This is a genomic window from Paraburkholderia sp. BL10I2N1, from assembly GCF_004361815.1.
In the GTDB taxonomy this organism is placed as follows: Bacteria; Pseudomonadota; Gammaproteobacteria; order Burkholderiales; family Burkholderiaceae; genus Paraburkholderia.
Genome location: NZ_SNWA01000001.1, coordinates 1 through 18,302 on the forward strand (window position 1 = coordinate 1; position 18,302 = coordinate 18,302).

19 protein-coding genes and 1 pseudogene are annotated in these 18,302 nt (G+C 59.6%); 12 read left to right on the plus strand and 8 right to left on the minus strand.

What is annotated here, in order from left to right; all coding sequences use genetic code 11:
* The 4 genes from B0G77_RS00005 to B0G77_RS00020 all read right to left on the minus strand — a co-directional run.
* On the minus strand, positions 1 to 316 hold a 316-nt coding region (locus tag B0G77_RS00005), incomplete at its 3' end, for a hypothetical protein (RefSeq protein ID WP_133660294.1).
* A 468-nt stretch (positions 317 to 784) separates the two neighbouring features.
* A complete protein-coding gene (locus B0G77_RS00010; protein ID WP_133660295.1) occupies positions 785 to 1,525 on the minus strand; it encodes a 3-ketoacyl-ACP reductase in 741 nt (246 codons plus the stop codon).
* 65 nt (positions 1,526 to 1,590) lie between these two features.
* Positions 1,591 to 1,974, minus strand: a complete 384-nt coding sequence (locus B0G77_RS00015; RefSeq protein ID WP_133660296.1) for a hypothetical protein — start codon at positions 1,972 to 1,974, stop codon at positions 1,591 to 1,593.
* 164 nt (positions 1,975 to 2,138) lie between these two features.
* Positions 2,139 to 2,411 (minus strand): helix-turn-helix transcriptional regulator, encoded by a 273-nt coding sequence (locus B0G77_RS00020; protein WP_166656094.1) that lies wholly within the window; start codon positions 2,409 to 2,411, stop codon positions 2,139 to 2,141.
* A 632-nt stretch (positions 2,412 to 3,043) separates the two neighbouring features.
* Between B0G77_RS00020 and B0G77_RS00025 the strand changes: the two genes are divergently transcribed.
* The 4 genes from B0G77_RS00025 (at position 3,044) to B0G77_RS00045 (ending at position 5,598) form a co-directional block, all read left to right on the plus strand.
* Positions 3,044 to 3,496 (plus strand): phasin family protein, encoded by a 453-nt coding sequence (locus B0G77_RS00025; RefSeq protein ID WP_243750878.1) that lies wholly within the window; start codon positions 3,044 to 3,046, stop codon positions 3,494 to 3,496.
* An 818-nt stretch (positions 3,497 to 4,314) separates the two neighbouring features.
* On the plus strand, positions 4,315 to 4,656 hold the full coding sequence (locus tag B0G77_RS45465; protein WP_347814144.1) for a hypothetical protein: 342 nt from the start codon (positions 4,315 to 4,317) through the stop codon (positions 4,654 to 4,656).
* A 267-nt stretch (positions 4,657 to 4,923) separates the two neighbouring features.
* Positions 4,924 to 5,196, plus strand: coding sequence for a DUF1488 family protein (locus tag B0G77_RS00040; RefSeq protein WP_133660298.1), 273 nt, complete (start codon positions 4,924 to 4,926; stop codon positions 5,194 to 5,196).
* A 171-nt stretch (positions 5,197 to 5,367) separates the two neighbouring features.
* A complete protein-coding gene (locus B0G77_RS00045) occupies positions 5,368 to 5,598 on the plus strand; it encodes a tetratricopeptide repeat protein (RefSeq protein ID WP_133660299.1) in 231 nt (76 codons plus the stop codon).
* A 561-nt stretch (positions 5,599 to 6,159) separates the two neighbouring features.
* Here the strand turns inward: B0G77_RS00045 and B0G77_RS00050 are convergent.
* Positions 6,160 to 6,789 carry a GNAT family N-acetyltransferase gene (locus B0G77_RS00050; protein WP_133660300.1) on the minus strand — a complete coding sequence of 210 codons (630 nt, stop codon included), beginning with the start codon at positions 6,787 to 6,789 and terminating at the stop codon, positions 6,160 to 6,162.
* A 123-nt stretch (positions 6,790 to 6,912) separates the two neighbouring features.
* Between B0G77_RS00050 and B0G77_RS00055 the strand changes: the two genes are divergently transcribed.
* Positions 6,913 to 7,548 carry a malonic semialdehyde reductase gene (locus tag B0G77_RS00055; RefSeq protein WP_133660301.1) on the plus strand — a complete coding sequence of 212 codons (636 nt, stop codon included), beginning with the start codon at positions 6,913 to 6,915 and terminating at the stop codon, positions 7,546 to 7,548.
* Positions 7,549 to 7,725: 177 nt separating this feature from the next.
* Positions 7,726 to 8,247, plus strand: coding sequence for a hypothetical protein (locus B0G77_RS00060; protein WP_133660302.1), 522 nt, complete (start codon positions 7,726 to 7,728; stop codon positions 8,245 to 8,247).
* A 996-nt stretch (positions 8,248 to 9,243) separates the two neighbouring features.
* Here B0G77_RS00060 and B0G77_RS00065 read toward each other — a convergent pair.
* Positions 9,244 to 9,621, minus strand: a complete 378-nt coding sequence (locus B0G77_RS00065) for a hypothetical protein (protein ID WP_133660303.1) — start codon at positions 9,619 to 9,621, stop codon at positions 9,244 to 9,246.
* 838 nt (positions 9,622 to 10,459) lie between these two features.
* Between B0G77_RS00065 and B0G77_RS00070 the strand changes: the two genes are divergently transcribed.
* The 6 genes from B0G77_RS00070 (at position 10,460) to B0G77_RS00095 (ending at position 16,102) form a co-directional block, all read left to right on the plus strand.
* Entirely contained in the window at positions 10,460 to 10,651 is a 192-nt protein-coding gene (locus tag B0G77_RS00070) for a hypothetical protein (RefSeq protein WP_133660304.1), read from the plus strand.
* Positions 10,644 to 12,614: a recombinase family protein gene (locus tag B0G77_RS00075; protein WP_133660305.1), complete on the plus strand. Its 1,971-nt coding sequence runs from the start codon at positions 10,644 to 10,646 to the stop codon at positions 12,612 to 12,614. The genes B0G77_RS00070 and B0G77_RS00075 overlap by 8 nt, the downstream gene beginning before the upstream one ends.
* A gap of 164 nt (positions 12,615 to 12,778) precedes the next feature.
* The gene (locus B0G77_RS00080; protein ID WP_133660306.1) at positions 12,779 to 13,048 is read left to right on the plus strand and encodes a DUF5372 family protein; all 270 of its coding nucleotides are present in this window, start codon (positions 12,779 to 12,781) and stop codon (positions 13,046 to 13,048) included.
* Between the two features lie 209 nt (positions 13,049 to 13,257).
* Positions 13,258 to 13,719: a helix-turn-helix domain-containing protein gene (locus B0G77_RS00085; protein WP_133660307.1), complete on the plus strand. Its 462-nt coding sequence runs from the start codon at positions 13,258 to 13,260 to the stop codon at positions 13,717 to 13,719.
* A gap of 11 nt (positions 13,720 to 13,730) precedes the next feature.
* On the plus strand, positions 13,731 to 14,024 hold the full coding sequence (locus B0G77_RS00090; protein WP_133660308.1) for a hypothetical protein: 294 nt from the start codon (positions 13,731 to 13,733) through the stop codon (positions 14,022 to 14,024).
* Positions 14,021 to 16,102, plus strand: a complete 2,082-nt coding sequence (locus tag B0G77_RS00095) for a recombinase family protein (RefSeq protein ID WP_133660309.1) — start codon at positions 14,021 to 14,023, stop codon at positions 16,100 to 16,102. Before B0G77_RS00090 ends, B0G77_RS00095 begins: the two co-directional genes overlap by 4 nt.
* Positions 16,103 to 16,119: 17 nt before the next feature.
* On the opposite strand, the pseudogene B0G77_RS00100 reads toward B0G77_RS00095, so the two are convergent.
* Both B0G77_RS00100 and B0G77_RS00105 read right to left on the minus strand, forming a co-directional pair.
* Positions 16,120 to 16,824, minus strand: a pseudogene (locus tag B0G77_RS00100) (IS3 family transposase); the annotation flags it as partial.
* A 27-nt stretch (positions 16,825 to 16,851) separates the two neighbouring features.
* Positions 16,852 to 18,207, minus strand: a complete 1,356-nt coding sequence (locus B0G77_RS00105) for an IS110 family transposase (RefSeq protein WP_133660310.1) — start codon at positions 18,205 to 18,207, stop codon at positions 16,852 to 16,854.
* Positions 18,208 to 18,302 lie beyond the last annotated feature (95 nt).

Sequence of the window (18,302 nt, forward strand, 5' to 3'; positions counted from 1 at the left end):
TTCGGGGCGCAGGCGTCGCACCCGCATGTAGTGCGGCGACGAGCATCGCGCAACGTTCTGAATCCGCCTCTCCTCCTGCGAGCAATTCCTGCTCAACCGCACGTCGGAGTAACTCGGGAACGGCGTCGCTGAGAGCCTGCGACAGTCGGTCGAGCGTTCGTTTCTTTCGACCATCCAGGACGGCTGCCAACAGGGCCGCGAGCTCCTCTGCAAAGGCGGTGGCAACCGGCGCGAGTGCGGGTCCGAGTTTGTCGCCCGTCCCGGGAATTTCCGACTGGTTGATTCTCTTGAATGCAGACTTGCGGCTTGTGGCCATTGTCAACTCCATAGAATCTTCGGATAGTTGGCCTCAGCGCCCGGAATTCACGGATAGCGTCATCGATGTGCGAACGACCGTCGCGCCCACGTCGAACGAGCGTTCGCTTGATGTCACTGTGTGGCGGACCGCTATCAACCGCCGCGTCGTGTAATGCCGCCGCAAGCGTGGCGCTGTTCGACGGTCCAAACGATGAAATAAAAGACGCTTAACCCCGTTTAAGCGACCCGGACGACACAGCTCATGTTGGCAAGCTTGTGCCGGAGACCACTATGCATCCCGTGAAAACGCGAACGCCACTTTTCCCCGAAAGACGCCGATGAGAGTCGATGCGGTTTATGGCCGCATCGCATCGCGGACGCCCCGTTACCAGCAAGCGCGTCGCGAGGCTTTGCGCCCATCGTCATCCGTCCTTGCGCGCGACTACGGTGCTTTCAGTTGCTCACATGCACCGGCGTCGCGCAGGCCTCAACTCATATGGAGCCCACCGTTCAGTGAGAAGTCTGCACCCGTCGCGAAGGCTGATTCGTTGCCGGCAAGCCACGAAACAATCGAGGCAATCTCCGAGGCCTCTCCGAGACGGCGAACCGGGATGCTCTGGACGATTGCATCCAGTACTTCAGGACGTACGGCACGAACCATATCCGTGCCAATGTATCCCGGTGAAACCGTATTCACGGTAATGCCCTTCGTTGCCACTTCCTGGGCAAGCGACATCGTGAAGCCGTGAATACCCGCCTTGGCAGTCGAGTAGTTCGTCTGGCCGAACTGCCCCTTCTGGCCATTCACGGATGAGATGTTGATGATTCGCCCCCACTCCCTGCTGACCATCCCCTCGATGACCTGCTTGGTCACGTTGAACAGGCTCGTCAGGTTCGTGTCGATGACATCGTTCCAGTTCTCACGCGACATCTTGCGAAACACACCGTCTCGCGTAATGCCGGCATTGTTCACCAGCACGTCAATCTCACCGACCTCTTTCTTTACCTTTGCGAAAGCGGCTTCTGTGGACTCCCAGTCGGCGACATTGCCCTCCGAAGCAACGAACGAGAATCCAAGGGCGGTCTGCTCGGCCAGCCACCGCTCCCGCCGTGGTGAGTTGGGTCCGCATCCGGCCACGACCGTTAGCCCGTCTTTGTAAAGCCGCTGACATATCGCCGTACCAATTCCACCCATACCCCCGGTTACATAAGCGATTCGCTTTGACATGTTCTACCCTCGGTTGCTGTTGCGGTTAAGGATTCAAACTTGTGGTTCGCGTGCATGCATGCGGCTTACGCTGATTCGCGCGCCTTCGCCTTCTGTGAGTCCGTGCTTTTTCGCTTCCGGGCGACGGGTTTGCGAGCAGACACAGGTCCGGGTGCCGCGCTGGGTACCCCCTCTGGCAAACGGCCGCACTCGATAAAGTCCTGTAGCACCTTGGCCGCAGCCGGCTTCCCGCGCTGCTCCAGTCTTCTGCGAAGTGCCCCTGCAAATGCCTTCATGTCGTCGCGTCCGTGCCTGGCCTCGAACTCCAGAATGGTTTCCCTGACCGCCGCAAGCATGCTTTCCTCGTACATCATGCTCGCGATATGCGAGGCGCCGCGCGCCGACTCCATCTCGTATTCATTCAGGCGCGGCGGCTCCTCGAACGCCCCGTTTGGTTCAGCTGACTTCACATCGATACCCCTATGTTCTGCGGAAACACCTGCTGTGTCGCATCAGAAATGCGCACAGCGGTGTCATTTCGAAAGCGATGCCGACTGAGGTGTGCGCATCAGAACGTGTGAGGAGGGCCCGCGTGACACCGACGCCATTCACTGCAATTTCAATACAGTGCGCATCAGGCGACCTGAGTCTGCCCTGTGCAAAGCCAGTGAACGTCGAGATTGAGGACGGTGGCGAGACGCATACAGGCGTTCAGCGGCGGGACGGTGATTCCACGTCGCCAATATTGCACGTCGTATTCACTCACGCCCAGCCACTTCGCTGCGCGCGCAGAACTGATGCCGGCCCGTTTGAACGCCCTGTCGAGGCGTGCTGCCAAGGCACGCCTGAGGCGGTCATTCTCGGCAGTACGCTCGAGATGGTCAATATTCAGGGTGGCCCGATTCATCTTCTTTATCTCCCAGCTTATTTTTTTAAGCGATTCAGCACCGATTCTCCTCGATGCCGAATGAATCTATGCGTCCGCCATGACGGCCTCATGACACCATGTTGGACTCTCCCATTGCGCTATATCACAGCCGGAACAGCGTAACAGTCGCAGTTCCAACTATTCCTCCGCATGTATACCGAAGTCAAACGAAAAATAAATTGAACGATTTCGTTGCACCACATCAGGCTCGTGCCTCGGCTTTTCCGGTGACGAACTTTCTGCGCAGGCAACGGCTTTGGTCATGCAGCTTCGAAGCATTCGTTAGCGGGCCCGGCGAGTGGATTGCAACACTTTTGCGGCGCTGCACACGTCCCGTGAAAGGCCCATGTCTCGCACCCGGTCGAAGCCCAGAAATGTTGCCAGGGTTTTCCCTGTAAACCGTCTGTGACCCAACGCCGACGGGGCATTTTAGCGGACTCTCACGTACTGAGCACCGCTGCGATGGAACAGGTGATTGACATTCACGCGCTACCCCATAGAATGAGATATTGCTGCATCGCATCAATCATTCATTTTTCGTGACCCATAGTGCGCGATTTCATTCATTGGACTTGCTGACATCGGTCACTTCACCTTCTATGGAGTTAGTGATGGGCAGTCTTACCCCGGAACAAATCGTCGCCGCGAAAAAAGCCGGTGTTGACACAACGTTTGGCCTCCTGACCAAAGCTTTTGCCGGCGTTGTAAAGCTGGTCGAACTGAATATGCAAGCGGCCAAATCGACCCTCGCCGAAAATCAGGGAATCCTGGCCAAGGGATTTTCAGCCGGAGCCCCGCAGGCGTTGTTCACTCAACAGGGAAGCCAGGTTCAACCCCTCATAGAAAAGGCGCAGTCGTACTGGCGCCTCGTCTACGAAATCACCTCCGGCACCCAAGCCGAATTCGCGGCGGTCGCCGAAGCGCAACTCAAGCAGTATCAACTCGATGCGCAGATTTTCGTGGACAGCCTCGTGAAAAAACGCGCCGGCAGGAAGCGAAACCGCTGTGGCGGCATTGAAGACTTTCATGACGACGACAAGTGCGACGGCCGACAAGGCGTATGAAACAGCGAGGAAGGCAGCCAGGCAGGCAGTGGAGCTTGCAGAAAACAATATCAACGCTGCGTCGCCGGCCTCGGCCAAGCGGACTCGACAGCTTCCGGCACCGGTCGAAGCCGCCGGGAAGTAATAGCGTTTTGTCGTAGCCACCGCTATCAAATCTTTCACGCGAGCCCCGGCGCGGTTTTTTGGGGTGGTGGCCTGTGGCGTCCGGAAGCGACCAGCACGCCTCGAACGCCGTCACGAAACCAATCTCTTGAGCCAGAAATTTTCAGGCGAAGTTGCGCAGGTTGCCTGCCGTAGCTTCGTTTGATTTCGTCTGGCATCAATCGCGGGAAGCGACCACATTCCTCGCGGCCGAAGGTCTATCTAAGCGAGTGCCACATGGCAACGCCGGGACAACGGCAACGAGGCTGAGGAGGTGTGGATGAACACGGCAGAAAGGCCCCTGCGGCTCCTGGTTGAAAAGTGGCTGACACCAACTTTTTCGACGCAGATTCGGGTAACCCGGTTCGGTCGCACTGGCACCAGCCGGCGACGCTATGTGCGCGTTGAGGCACAGCGACCGGAAGGTTCGGTTGCGCTTTTTTTCTTCCGGCACGACGACGGCACATGGCACGTGTTCCCGCCGGAAACCGGGAGCTAACCATACTTGCTTGCGGCATGGTGCCGTGCGATGGGGTTATTTCAGCAGCCCGTTTGCTGTATTGCTTGATGTCAATTTTCGACCAAATTGAAATATTTTCTATAGCAGAATAATTGAGTGCCACCGTTCTTTCGTGCACATGCCGGATAGAAAGAGCAGGTAAATCAGAGCGCATGCAATGACCGCCACCGACAGAGGTTCGACGGGCAAAAGCCCCTACACGTTCCGCGACATCGACGCCGCGATAGCGCATCTCGAGCAGGTGCTGGGCGCAGAAGGCGCGAATTCACTCTTCTCCAGAACTTACTGGCGTGGGCGAGTTCTTCAGGTACTTGCGACGCCGGGACTTGTACCGAACCAACAACAACGACTGCAGAGACTGCTGGAAAGCATCGATGCCTTCCGGCCTGAAGTGCCAGTCTCCAGTCCGGAACAGTCGATGAGTTTAGGCCAACCGGCAGAGGGGCTCGCACATCCTGGCAAACTCGCCTCATCGATAGCCATTGCGGAGTTTCTATAGCACCACGCCATCGAAGTCGCGAGTTGGTTGCAAATGCAACTACAAGGGAAGAAAGTCTCAGGCTATCGGGTCGGGACAGGCGCCGCTGCGAACCGTCCTGACTGCACTGCGCCCGCTACCCTATGGGTTGCGGTGACGCTTCCGCTTAACGAAAGGACTCGACAGCGGTCAACCCCGGGGGCCATCTGATTTATTATTGACCGGGTATGCCAGCGGGTGCTCTCGGCGGCAACCCTGCGTTCGAGTCAATAAGGAATCTATACAACTATGGACGACACCCTCACCGCAGAACCCCGCGTTTCTTCAGACGGAAAAGTGGTTGCTTTCGTTGCATCTTTTCGCAACCAGTCGGTGCAATGCTCAATCACCCGCGACGCGCTCGAACGGCATTTCTGGTTGCCGGCCGGCGCAAACCAGGCGCGCGTATTGAAAGCGTTTGCCGACGGACACCTGCGCATAACGGCAGCCGTCGAAAGAAGAATGCTCAAGAAAGCCGGCGCCCCGATAGTATTGTCGGCAGCAGACTTTGCGGACCGATGACGCGACTCCAGCGGCGACCATCTGTGACGTCTCGCACCGATTAAATCCGACGCATCTTTTAGAGTCGGCGCATTGCGTGCTTCCAATGCAGGCAGCCTCAGGGAAGCAACGCCAAACGCCGACCGAAGCGTCCGGACGGTGGTCGCGCCCGGTCCCCAGGAAACAACGACGATGAAAGAGAAAAAGGTCTCGGCGGAGGCACGCGCCCTCGAGCGCGTGGTGACCGCCGCGCGAGAAGTACAAGCCGCGTCACTACGGCTGGAAGCGCACTACGCAGGAGACCCACATAAGCAACCAACGACTTTGGGATTGGCCAGATTCGCGGCGGCCATGCAGGAACTGAAGGACGCGCGGGAAGCCTTCGATGCGCTGCTCGAGAAAACAGACCTGACCTCACCCTGACGGCAATCTCACGAGTCAGCTTTGTGAGGCGGCAGTCGCTAGACATCAGCATTTTCCCGCACTCGCCCTGATGGAATGCCGCAGCCGCATTACCATCGACTGTTCACACCCATTAAGCTGAAGTTCCTGATGGCCCTTCCGCCCTCTGTGCAAGATGGGTTTCTTCAGATGTTGTCCAGAGACAAGATGGCTCGCCTGCGCCCAACCGGACAGGACACCGCTGTCGAGAGGGCGCGGAAATTGTCGTGGTCCGGCCGTAATGCTTTCAATCTTCAGTTCGGATTGTTCTGTAATGGGCGCAATGCGACGGCCACGCTATAGCCGCGAAATCTACTACGGCATCTGCCGAAACAACCGATTACCCGAATCGCGCGAAGGAATATGGCTTAAGTCGTTACGCAATAAGGACGCGCCATCGCCCGAGGGCACGAGCGAGACACGTTTGTCCAGCGCCATACCGTTAGCGCGCTGTCTCCGTGTCCCAGGCACGCTCCTCGTGCGAAGCGCGCCGCCGTTCGGCAAACGCCAGCGCTTTCGCGACATTGTTGCCGCGGTCTCCCGTCAACAATCTCGAGTGTCGCGTGCCTCACGCCACATGCTCCAGACGCGAGGTCCATTGCGCAACTCAGAAGTACCCAGTACCTTGAATCCGTACGCCGAGTAAAACGGCAGATTGCTGGGCTCAGCAGTTTCGAGATACGCACCTGTGCCCTCTTCGTCGCACACGCGGAGTCCCGTCTTGAGCAGGGCGCTCCCAAGGTCCGTGCGTTGCTTGTATGGTTCAACTTCCAGGACACCGAGATACCAGAACCTTCGGCCGCGAGGATGCATCTGCTCAAGCTGACCCAACACATGCAGTGCCTTGGGGAGTGCCGTCAAACCGGTAGCCATCGCCATGCGTGGCAGTAAACGTAGATGTGCGGCCAGCGACAGCGGGTAGCGACCGGGAGGTAACCAAAGTGCTGCAGCGCTCTGCTCATTGTTGGTGACAACAATACCGCTACGCGAGAATACGCGAAGGTAGAGTCGGTAGACAGCTACCAGCCTTCGCTGGCGAACCAAGTTTTCCGGGAATACGTGGAGCGCGAGTGGGTCACGTATAAAAGCCCTGGCCAGCATACCCGCCAGAATTTCTCTGTCCGGCGAGCCGGGATTTCGAATCGTCTCCATTACGAGGTCGACGTTTTTCAAGAGGTGGACCTGATGCTACCACCGGTCCACAAAGTAGCTGTCGGCATGCCCTTCGACTACAATTTCGTTAGCCGAAGCGCACCGCGAGTGGTCGCGTCAGCCTTCCCAATCAAGGAGGATTTTATGAACAAGGTACTGGATGATGACGGACTCAATCTTCTGTTCCGTGAAGCTCGCGCACATACCACGTGGCTGAACCAACCCGTCGCCGATGAAACACTGCGGCGACTATACGACCTGATGAAGTGGGCACCCACGAGCGCCAACTGCAACCCCGCAAGAATCGTCTTCCTTCGCACCACGGAAGCCAAGGAAAGGCTGGTACCGGCGCTCTCTCCCGGGAACGTGGACAAGGTAAGGAACGCTCCCTTGACCGCCATCATCGCCTACGACCTGAAGTTCTATGAAAAACTTCCCACGCTTTTTCCACACAACCCCGGCATGCGCGACCACTTCGCCAGCACGCCGGAACTGGTCGACACAACTGCGAGGCGCAACTCGTCTCTGCAAGGGGCCTATCTGATTCTCGCCGCTCGCGCATTGGGCCTTGATTGTGGACCGATGTCCGGATTCGACAATGCCAAGGTCGACGAGGAGTTTTTTGGAGCCGGAAAGAGCGACCAGGACACTGACGAAGAGTTCTTCCCGGAGGGCCACCTCAAATCGAATTTCCTGTGCAACCTGGGGTACGGTGATGCTTCCGCGCTCCATCCACGCGGGCCGCGCCTTGATTTCGACGAGGCGTGCACGCTTTTGTGACCTGGTCCCTCTTCAGCGCGCTCGGTGAGCCGCCCGACTCACAGAAAATCGTTCACGAAATTGCAGAGTCCACCGACAATCCCGAGGACCTGGTGTCCCAGATAACACGGTCGCTTAACGTCACCGCCAGACCGGCTTGTATCATCCAACAAGGACGCAATTAATGGAGATACTGCAATGGACGACCGATTTGATAGACGAGAACTGCTGCTTCACCTCGGGGACATGCTCGAAGCTTTGAGCTGTCTAGCCAAGACAGGTCGGCCGGACGCGCAGGTGAGGCAGCTTGCGACGCAACAGGAATCGTTGCAGGACTTCGAGTTCCTCCGGGCGCTTGCCCCGAAGATGACGGTGGCCGAGTTCGGCGCACGCGTTGCGAGCGCATTTTTCCTGTGGCCAAAGGAGCTGCTCGAGATGGAGCTCAACCAGAATGCGCTGGCGTCAACCGTTCAGCACGACCTTTTTGATGGCAACCCTGACGGCTGGAACGCGTATGTCGCCCACATCCAGAAGAAGGTGAAGTGGTTTGGGACCGGGCTTCCCAAGATGAAAGGGGACGCCTCGGCCGAACCGACGCACGATGCCGCAGAGGAGGCGAGTCCGGTCGAGGCGTCGGTCGAGGCCGCGCCGCCTGCGGAGTGGGATGTGCCCGACGAGAAGAAGGGTTGGCCTTGGCCCCAGCCTGGGTCGACGTCCTGACGCACTGCTGCCCGTGACATCTACCTCGGATTCAACGTTCCCGAGCGCCCGAACCCAGCCCCGGCGACAACACGGTCAACGACAAAAGCCTGAGCTTCTTCTTGCACGAGACAGTGAAGCTGCCGCGCTCTTTGCCGTAGAGCTTTACTGGCCGATTAGGTCTCAGTCGCGACGACTACGCGCTAACACCGTGTTTGGCGTCCCTGCCCGCGCGCGGCGGAAATAGCATTGCTCCGCACCGACCAGTTAGCACCCCGATATGCGCGCGTCATCGGCAACTTGCAGGACGCAGACTTGTATTACGAAACAAATAGTTACAGAAGATTTGAAAGTAAATTCTCGAATAGAGCCTAAAGTTTAGGCGTGCGTGCGGCACCCCGGCCTGCGCACATGTTTCTTCGCCCGCCCATCTGCGGGCTTTTTTTCAGGTGCAAGCCCAGGCTGTGCAGGCGCAAGCGGCTGCGGCAGCGGCACGGCAGCGGCACGGCCGACTATCATCTCAGCACGCGGGAAGTCAGACGTACACAGATTGCCAGTAGCAATCGTGGGCGCGAATGCAACCGCACGAGCGACGAGACTCGAGATTTTAGTAGCGTGCTCCCCGTCGCAGTTCTTCCGTGACAGACTGACCCATTGGCATGGCCTCCCGCGTCTTTTCCAGTTCCTGCGCGAAAGCGCAGCGGTCACAATTCGAGGTGTGAATGTTAATACCGCCCTTTACGGTTAAATTCGCATGCACACAGTCGCCTTCCTTGATACCGACGCGGCGCCGGCGTTGTCTTCAGGAATACCTTTTCGCGGTGATGCCGCATGAACACCTCCGCTTCCGCAGACAGTGCGTCGGCCAATCGCATGGTGAAGTTGAGGGCAAACGCACTTGCGGCGTTCGATGTCAGTCTCGGTGACCGCACGAGCTTGCCTTGTTCGTCAAAGGTCACGAAGCCCTTGTCGAAGAGTGCATCCAAACCCGCTGCCAGCAGCAAACCGTTGTGGGCACTAACGCACTGCTCTGAGGAGAAGCGGTTCTTCGACCCCGGTCACCGCGCAAGCTCCCTCCCACCGCAGGAACAACGCCTTGCGGAATTTCTGCTGGTGGAGGCGCACCTCTTGAAGACGCTTGACCGTTGTCGCAGCACCCGGCGGAAGCTTCAGTACGTCGTCGCTGTCGAGCACACCCTTGCGCACGTACGATGCGACTCGCCTGGATTCCTTTAGCCGCCGAGGATAGAGGTAGCATACGCTCTGGGGCGGATGCAAACCGAAGAGCGTTTGAAAGTCTTCGTTGGTCGTAAACGCCTTGACGTTTCGCGCACGATAGCGCCAGTTCTTGTGGACCTCATCATAGATAAGTCCAGCGCTGTCACCAATCCACACATGCGCAACATCCCCAGGCGGCTGCAAATTACCGGCCAAGCTTGCCCTGTGACCCTGGACTCCGACCGCCTCGCACGAGCCGGCTGCGCATCTTCGTCGGTGACTCATCGCGCCGAACACGCAAGGTGCTTCCCAACAGGCGTTCCGCTGATTCCGGCATTTCACCGAACTTCCACGTGTCGCGAAATATTTGTCGAGCGGAAATCTCGGTACATATCCCGGAGTTTTTGTGGACGTCGAGAAATCTCCCTACATGTCAGCCAGCTTTTGAGAGCTTTCACGCCTGTTAAATTGGCTATACCTACTGCCGTCTGTTGCAGCGGATTCAAGTCTTCAAGGACTGAGGTTCGCGGTGGCTGACCTTGCCCCTGTTTGGCGAATCCCTTAACCGAGGAAATTACGCAGCCTCGCCTTGCTGGGCTGCGAACCAGTTTTTCTCGAATGTCATGGGACTGACGTAGTCGAGTGTCGAGTGTAGTCGATGCGCATTGTACAAGCCGTCAACACAACGCCCATATCAGCGAATCAAAGGAGGTTCTCTACCGCTGGCACCCGTGGTACGGGCACACGGTATGGATTTTCACCACGATAGAGAGGAAGAACGCCGAGTCAGTGCTGCGCTGTGGGCGAGAGCCGTTCGACACGGCGGGCTTGCTGGAGGTGCCGCAATGGATGTTCGATCCCGTTGCCTGCTGTCGCATTACCTCGGCAACGTCTCCCGCCGTCAGCTGTGAAGCATTGAGGGAACTGAAGTACCTGCTGGCGCAGGCGCCTGCTGCCACGCCGCGCGGTATGGTACAAGCCGAGCACCATCCTTTGCTCCGTACAGGAGGTGCTGATGCGACGCCAGACAAACCCCCAACCGGGAGGTCAACTCGACCTGTTCCGTCCCTTTCCGAAGACACCACAATGGGCGCACCTGCCGCAAGAGGTCCGGCAGCAGACGGTGCGTTTGCTGGCGCAACTGCTGCGGCAACACCGTCGCGGGCTGCTCGCCGCCGTACACGAGCCGGAGGTGCGCGATGAGTGACAAGATTCGGGCGCAGCATCTGGCGCGCAAGGCCATGCTGTACGTGCGCCAGTCGTCGGCCTACCAGGTCAGCCACAATCTGGAGAGCCAGAAGCTGCAGTATGCGATGCAGGATCGTCTGCATCAGTTGGGCTGGAACGAGATCGAGGTGATCGACGAGGATCTGGGACGCTCTGCGGCCGGAACGCAAACGCGCACGGGCTTCGAACGGATGGTCGCAGAGGTCTGTCTTGGGCTCGTCGATCAGGAGACCGTCTACTCACCGCGGCAGAGCAACGATCGTTTGCTGCTCGGCTTGAAGGGCAGCCTGAACGAATACGAGCTGGATCTGTTGCGTCAGCGTTCGCTCGAAGCTCGTCGGGAGAAGGCCAAACGCGGCGAACTCATTGTCGCGGCGCCGGTGGGTTACTGCAAGACCGAAGACCAGCGCCTGGAGAAGGATCCGGATTTGCGCGTGCAGGACGCCATCCGCTCAGTATTCCGCCAGTTCGGCGCGATTGGTTCGGTGCGTCAGACGTTGTTATGGTTCCTGGAGCACGGCCTGCAGTTGCCGGCATGCATGCCGCGCGGCGAAATCCAATGGAAACGGCCGAGCTACGGCACGGTGTACCGGATCCTGACCAATCCGATCTACGGTGGCACGTATGCCTATGGCAAGACCGAATGCGCGATCCATTACGAGGCTGGGGAACCACGCAAACGTGATCGCCGCAAACCACGGGATCAGTGGCTTGCGCTCATTCCGAATGCCCACGAAGGGTACGTTGACTGGGACGAATTCGAACGGATCCAGTGTGCCATTAGCGGCAACCTGCGTCTGGCCGGACACGCTGGCGCCCCGAAGAACGGTGAGGCCCTGCTGGCGGGACGATTGCGCTGCAGGCGCTGCGCGAGCAAGCTGACGCTACACTACACGGGTAACAGGCACGACGCCTTGCGCTATAGCTGTCATCGCGGCTGGATGGACAAGGGGCAACCGCGTTGTATTGCGTTCGGTGGCACACGCGCGGACGCGGCCATCGCCGAGGCGGTCTTGCAGGTCGTTCAACCGGCGGCAATTGAGGCAGCAATCGTGGCGCGCGAAGAAGAGACCCTGAAGCAGGACGAAGTGCTGGCCGCGTTGCAGCGGGATCTTCAGGCTGCACGCTACGCCGCGCAACGCGCGCAGAAACAGTACGATGCTGCTGACCCCGAGAACCGGCTTGTCGCCGACGAACTGGAGCGGCGCTGGAATCATGCGCTACTACGCGTAGAGGAACTGGAATCGCGTATCGAGCAACAGTCGCGCACATCCGGCCAGATACCGCCTACCCAGCCAGAGGAGTTTGCCGATCTTGCCACTGCATTGGAATCGATCTGGCCGCAGGCCGACGCCCGCCTGAAGAAGCGCATAGTGCGCACCCTGATCCACGAAGTCGTCGTTGACGTTGACGACGCAACGAGCGAAATCGTGCTCGTCATTCACTGGAAGGGCGGAGTACATACCGAGATTCGCGTGCCGCGGCGGCGCCGCGGAGAGAACACTACGCATACGTCACGTGAAGCAATTGATGCCGTGCGCCAGCTCGTCCGTATCTGTCCGGATCTGGTGATTGCCGGCGTGCTCAATCGTAATGACCTGCGAACCGGCCGGGGTAACTTCTGGACCCAGGAGCGAGTCACCGCGTTGCGCAGCCACCATCAGATCCCGGTCTATTCGAGCGAGCGACGTGCTGCTGAAGGATGGATGACGTTGACCGAGGCATCGGCGTTCATCGGTGTGAGCCCCGGAACGCTCAGGCTCGCAGTTGAGCGCAACAAGATCCCAGCCGAACATCCGTTACCCAACGGGCCATGGATCTTCAATCGCGCTTCGCTGACCGGGGACGCAGTTACCGAACTCGTCGGACGGGCTCGCGCACGGCGCGGACACCCCACAATACCAACGACACAACAGGGCTCTCTAGATTTATCAACAACATAGCGAGGTTGGGCAGTATGAAACGCACTTGTAAAAGCCCAGCCAGTCAATCACCTCATCCATCGCGGCACGCCGCGTGGCGAAGTGCCGTCCATGCATACGTGCGACCTTCAGCGAACCCCACAGACTTTCGGTCGGCGCGTTGGAGTCCGCAGACAACTGCGCCCGTGAGTAACGCTGGAAGCCGACGTTTTCAGGTAACTCATCCGTACCATCCCCTTCATTTGCAGGAATTCGAACTGGTCCTTCACGCCCAGAACTGGCATGAGGACAGGGTCTGGTTTCACGACGCGAATGGCCGACTGCGGGCGTTGCCCGCCAGCTGGACGAGCGTCGTCGGCGAGGACCCATTCAACGTGGTCGCTGCCGGACGCGCCTTGTTTCGTGTGGAAGAACTGCTTGAACTGGGGCGTTTGATCGCGACGCTGGAGCCATGAACAGCGCAAGCACGTGTAAAGCCAAATACGCCGAATATGTAAAGTCAATCATGCCCGATGTCGCCTTCTATGGCGATCCTGTGTTCCAGTATTGGTCCATTTATTCGGCCATATTCGCGCATATATTCCAGAAATTGGACTTGCATATTCAGAACTATGGTACATAATTATATTTACACTGACTTGGCCGCCCTCTCTGGAGTTCGTGCATGGCGACAGACCGACGCAACGAGGACAAGCACCGCGCGCTGCGGGAGCAGGCGAGCCTCAATCCGCGCCCCGATGCCGTGACGCATCCGCTGTTTCGGGACGGAGAGTTCTTCGATCCCCACGATCTGCTGCAGGTCAAGTACGAGATGCTGCGCGCGGTGCGCGTGGACAAGCGGCCGATCAGCGAAGCGGCCAGGTCATTCGGTTTCTCCCGCCCGTCGTTCTATCAGGCTCAGGCGGCCTTCGAACAGGGCGGACTGGCGGCCTTGATTCCGCAGAAGACCGGGCCGCGCAGCGGCCATAAATTGACGCCGGCGGTGATGGAGTTTCTGAACCGGGCGCGGGTTGCCGAGCCGGCTGTGCGAGCGGAGCGACTGGCCAGCCTGGTGCACCAGAACTTCGGCGTACAGGTTCATCCGCGCAGTATCGAACGGCAGTTTCTGCGCCAAAAAAAACCGTAACGAAACCGTCCGTGTCATTGCCGGACCGTGCGCTGTGCAATGACGGACTGATCTCGCGTTATGAAGATCTGAGACAGCAGGCACTTGGACTGCCGTGCGAGATTCCTCGCGGCCAGGGCCTCGTGCTGTTGATGCGCAGCGGCATGAGAGCGTGGATGCAGGCATGGGCGCAGTGCGCGACCACGGTTGTACGGCGGCAGCCGCCGCCTGGTGAGACAGGGATCGTCCCCTTCACGCTGCATCAGGAGGCGACGATGATTCTGGCTTCAATGCTTCTACATGGGCGTCAGGAGGCAACAGCATGAAGAGCGATCCTCACCAGAAGGTCCAGGCGAGCCATCTGAAGCGCAACGCCTATCTGTATATCCGGCAATCGACGCTGCGTCAGGTGTTCGAGAACACCGAGAGCACCAAACGCCAATACGCGCTGCGCCAGCGGGCCGTTGCCCTGGGGTGGTGCGAGGACCGGATTATTGTGATCGACAGCGATCTCGGCCAGTCCGGCGCTTCATCGGCGGATCGCGAAGGCTTCCAGCGCCTGGTTGCCGAAGTCGGCGTGGGTCACGCCGGCATCGTGCTTGGACTGGAAGTATCGCGCCTGGCGCGCAACTCCACCGACTGGCACCGGCTGCTCGAGATCTGCGCAATCACCGACACCTTGATCCTTGACGAGGATGGCGTATACGATCCTGCTCACTTCAACGACCGGCTGTTACTGGGGCTGAAGGGCACCATGAGCGAGGCCGAATTGCATGTGCTGCGCGCACGACTGCAAGGAGGAATCCTAAGCAAGGCGAGGCGTGGTGAGCTGCAGATGCGTCTGCCTGTCGGCTTCGTGTATAACGCCGCGGGCGCGGTCGTTCTCGATCCGGACCAGCAGGTCCAGCACTGCCTGCGGTGGCTGTTCGACACCTTCCGCGGTACGGGATCGGCGATGGCCACCGCACGCGCTGCGCATCACCTCGAGCTGGCGTTTCCGCGACGGTGCTGCAAAGGTCCGCACAAAGGCGAACTGCTGTGGGGCAGTCTCGGTCACAGCCAGGTGGTGCGCATTCTGCACAACCCGAGGTATGCCGGCGCGTTCGTCTACGGTCGCACTCATACGCGCAGGACAGTCGATGGACGCACGCGTGTGATTCGCGCCCCGCGAGACCAGTGGGATACGCTGATTCCGGGTGCCCATGCCGGTTATCTGTCCTGGGAAGAGTACGAGCACAACCAGAAGCGTTTGCATGAGAGCGCACAGGTGATCGGAGCCGACCGGCGCCGTGGCGCGCCGCGTGAGGGTCCAGCACTTCTTCAGGGACTCGTGGTCTGTGGTCGATGCGGGAACCGCATGACGGTCCGTTATCACAGCCGCCAGGGCGGCTTGTGTCCCGAGTACATCTGCCAGCGCGAAGGCATCGAGCAGGCCGAACCGGTCTGCCAGCGCATCCACGGCGCGGCCATCGATGAGGCCATTGGCGAACTGCTCGTCGAAGCGCTCAATCCGCTTGCCATTGAGGTGAGCCTGGCGGTTCAGCGCGAACTCCAGTCCCGCATCGAAGAAGCCGACCGTCTGCGTCACAAGCAGGTGGAGCGCGCCCGGTATGAAGCCGATCTGGCGCAGCGTCGCTACATGCGCGTCGACCCCGAGAACCGGCTGGTTGCCGACTCGCTCGAAGCGGACTGGAACCATAAGCTTCGAGCGCTGACTGAGGCTAACGAGGAATATCAGCGTCGCCGCGAACAGGACGCGCGCATCCTGACGGACGAGCAGCGCGCCGTCATCGTCTCGCTGGCGTCCAACTTCCCCCGGCTATGGCGCGATCCCGCCACGCCCGACCGGGAACGCAAACGCATGATGAGGCTGCTTCTGGAAGACGTCACCCTGAACCGCGACCAGCAGGTTACCGCACACATCCGCTTCAAGGGCGGCGCTCACCGGACCCTCAGGCTGCCGTTGCCGCTGAAATCGTGGCAGCGATGGGTCACCCCCGCCGCGGTGATCGAGGAGATTGACGCACTGCTCAATCACCATACTGTCCTGCAGATCGCGAATATTCTGAACGCACGTGGTGCGCCCTCGGGCACGGGTAGGCCCTTCAATGCAAAAATGGTCGCGCGCCTGCAGCGCAACTACTGTCTGAAGCCGCGCTATGACCGGTTGCGCGAAGCGGGTCTCCTGACGCTGCAGGAGATGGCCGACGCGCTGCACGTCACGCCGACGAGCGTGAAGATATGGAACCGTCGCGGACTCATCCGCGGTCACGCCTACAGCGACAAGAACGAGTGCCTGTACGACCCGCCGGGCAATAACGCGCCCAGAAAGGCGATGGGCGTCAAGCTGTCCTGCCGGCGTCGCCATCCCGACGTCGTTTCTGATCGCCGCGAGGAGGTGTAGTGTGAAACGCAAGCCTTATCCCAGCAATCGCCGCGTCGGCTCATCGACGAACGCATGCCGTAGGCCTTCAACGCGTCCTGGAACAGGCCGCTGCAATACTGGCTACCCCGGTCGCTATGGACGATTACGCCGGCTTCCGGGTGGCGCCGGAACCACGCCATACGCAGTGCGTCGGTGACCAGCTCAGCCTTCATGTGCGGCTGCATCGACCAGCCCACCACCTGCCGGCTGAACAGGTCGATGATGACCGCGAGGTACACCCACCCCTCGGCTGTCGCCAGATAGGTGATATCGCTCGTCCAGACCTGGTTCGGTGCGGTAGCGGTGAAATTGCGCTCCAGCAGATTCGGCGCCACCGGCAAATCGTGGTTCGAGTTCGTCGTCGCGATGTACTTGCGCTTGTGGCGGGCGCGAATGCCATGCTGCGCCATCAGCTTGCGAACCCGCTCCTTGCGCACGCGCACGCCACGCGCGAGCAGTTCCTTCCACATGCGCGGCCAGCCGTACTCGCCCTTGACCTGCGCGTGAATCGCCTTGATGTTTGCGAGCAGTGCATCGTCGCTCAAGCGGCTTCGGTGCGGCCTGTCCTGCGCGGTGCGTTGCCGGCGCTGATGATATCCGCTGGGGCTGACCTCCAGCACTTCGCATAGCACCGAGACCGGCCAGTGGCGTCGATTGCGCTCAATGAATGCGTACTTCACATCGACTCCCTGGCGAAGTACGCAGCGGCTTTCCTAAGAAACTCACCTTCACGTTGGCGAACCCTGAGGTTGCAGTGAATATCCAAATTGCGCCGCGCGGCGATGAAGCTGCTTGATAACACGGTCCCTGTACTGCTGTTCGTAATGATCCGCACCCGGGTCGCGGTAGTCCATGCCGTAGCGCATCGCGTTATAAAACAGGACAGCGATCTTGCGCGCCGTCGCGGTCACGGCCTTGGCATTCCCGATCCGGCCGGCAAGGCGCCGGTAGAATGCGCCAAGCGCGGTATTGCTTCTTCCAACGGTCACCGCCGCAAGCCTCAGCGCGACTGTGATGCGGCTGCTGGTTTTGCGCGTGTGCGATGACAGTACCTTGCCACCGCTGATCTTGCAGCCGGGCGAAAGCGTGAGCCACGAAGTGAAATGCTTGGCGGTTGGCCATCGGCTCAGGTCCGTTCCGCATTCGCCGATCAGGCGCAGCGCAAGGAATGGACCGATGCCGTGGATTTGCGTCAGGTCGGTCCCCGCAAGCTGGTACATGGCCGTGCGCACATCGAAGCTGGGATCGCTGGGCATCTTGCTGCGATGCTTCGCCTTCGGCAGCGGTGCTTCCGGAATCGGGTGAGCGACATTGAGAATCGCGACAGCTCGTTCGATCTCAACGTCGCACTCGTCAATGCACTGCTGGTAAAAATCGTAGAGCGCAAGCGCCTGTTTCAGGGCGAACACGTGTTCGGGCTGGTAGTTGCCCACCAGCGCATGACGAATGGTCTCAAGGCTTTCCTTGCAACGGACGTCGCGCATTGCCGCCAGTCTGTCCGGATCGCGCTCGCCGGCGACGATCGCGCGAATGATCCGCATCCCAGTGACGCCCGTAATATCCGCGATCACATGGTGCAGCTGGATATTCATGAAGGTCAGCGCCTTCTGCATGTGCTGGATGTGCGCGGCGGCGTAGTCGGTATGCCTTTCGCGGGAACGCAGGTACGCGCGCAGTTCCGCGATGTCGCGGCCAGGCCGGAAACTTGCCCGCAGCAATCCGCACGCATGCAGCCGCTGCAGCCATTGTGCGTCGTTGACGTCGCTCTTCCTGCCGGGGACTGCGCGCGCCTCGCGTGCGTTGGCCAGAATGACTTCAAGGCCCTGGGACTCTAGCACCTCGTAGGCGGCGACCCAGTACACGCCGGTCGATTCCATCACGACCGTCTTTGTGCCGGTCGCGACGAGCCAGTCAGCCATGCGTTGCAGATCGCCGGTAAATGCCTGGAATGTCTGCACCGGCTCGTCGCACAAGTCGGGACTGACGGCGACAACATGGAACCGCGAACCGATATCGATACCGGCTGCGAACGGATGAATGATCGGTAACCCCGAGGGCTTGGATCGTGTTCGGTCTTTTGGCATGGCCCACCTCCTGGATAGTCAGGCGCAGGACGGGGACTCGGAATAAATCAATTTCCTAAACGGGGTCGTCCGAAGACGCCGCCACAGATGAGTCC

Bases quoted from the DNA above. Each gene is read 5' to 3' on its own strand.
- B0G77_RS00055 (WP_133660301.1), top strand. From the start codon at position 6,913: ATGAACAAGGTACTGGATGATGACGGACTCAATCTTCTGTTCCGTGAA.
- B0G77_RS00025 (WP_243750878.1), top strand. From the start codon at position 3,044: ATGGGCAGTCTTACCCCGGAACAAATCGTCGCCGCGAAAAAAGCCGGT.
- B0G77_RS00105 (WP_133660310.1), bottom strand. From the start codon at position 18,207: ATGCCAAAAGACCGAACACGATCCAAGCCCTCGGGGTTACCGATCATT.
- B0G77_RS00020 (WP_166656094.1), bottom strand. From the start codon at position 2,411: ATGAATCGGGCCACCCTGAATATTGACCATCTCGAGCGTACTGCCGAG.
- B0G77_RS00075 (WP_133660305.1), top strand. From the start codon at position 10,644: ATGAGTGACAAGATTCGGGCGCAGCATCTGGCGCGCAAGGCCATGCTG.
- B0G77_RS45465 (WP_347814144.1), top strand. From the start codon at position 4,315: ATGACCGCCACCGACAGAGGTTCGACGGGCAAAAGCCCCTACACGTTC.
- B0G77_RS00095 (WP_133660309.1), top strand. From the start codon at position 14,021: ATGAAGAGCGATCCTCACCAGAAGGTCCAGGCGAGCCATCTGAAGCGC.
- B0G77_RS00060 (WP_133660302.1), top strand. From the start codon at position 7,726: ATGGACGACCGATTTGATAGACGAGAACTGCTGCTTCACCTCGGGGAC.
- B0G77_RS00010 (WP_133660295.1), bottom strand. From the start codon at position 1,525: ATGTCAAAGCGAATCGCTTATGTAACCGGGGGTATGGGTGGAATTGGT.
- B0G77_RS00045 (WP_133660299.1), top strand. From the start codon at position 5,368: ATGAAAGAGAAAAAGGTCTCGGCGGAGGCACGCGCCCTCGAGCGCGTG.
- B0G77_RS00070 (WP_133660304.1), top strand. From the start codon at position 10,460: ATGCGACGCCAGACAAACCCCCAACCGGGAGGTCAACTCGACCTGTTC.
- B0G77_RS00085 (WP_133660307.1), top strand. From the start codon at position 13,258: ATGGCGACAGACCGACGCAACGAGGACAAGCACCGCGCGCTGCGGGAG.
- B0G77_RS00040 (WP_133660298.1), top strand. From the start codon at position 4,924: ATGGACGACACCCTCACCGCAGAACCCCGCGTTTCTTCAGACGGAAAA.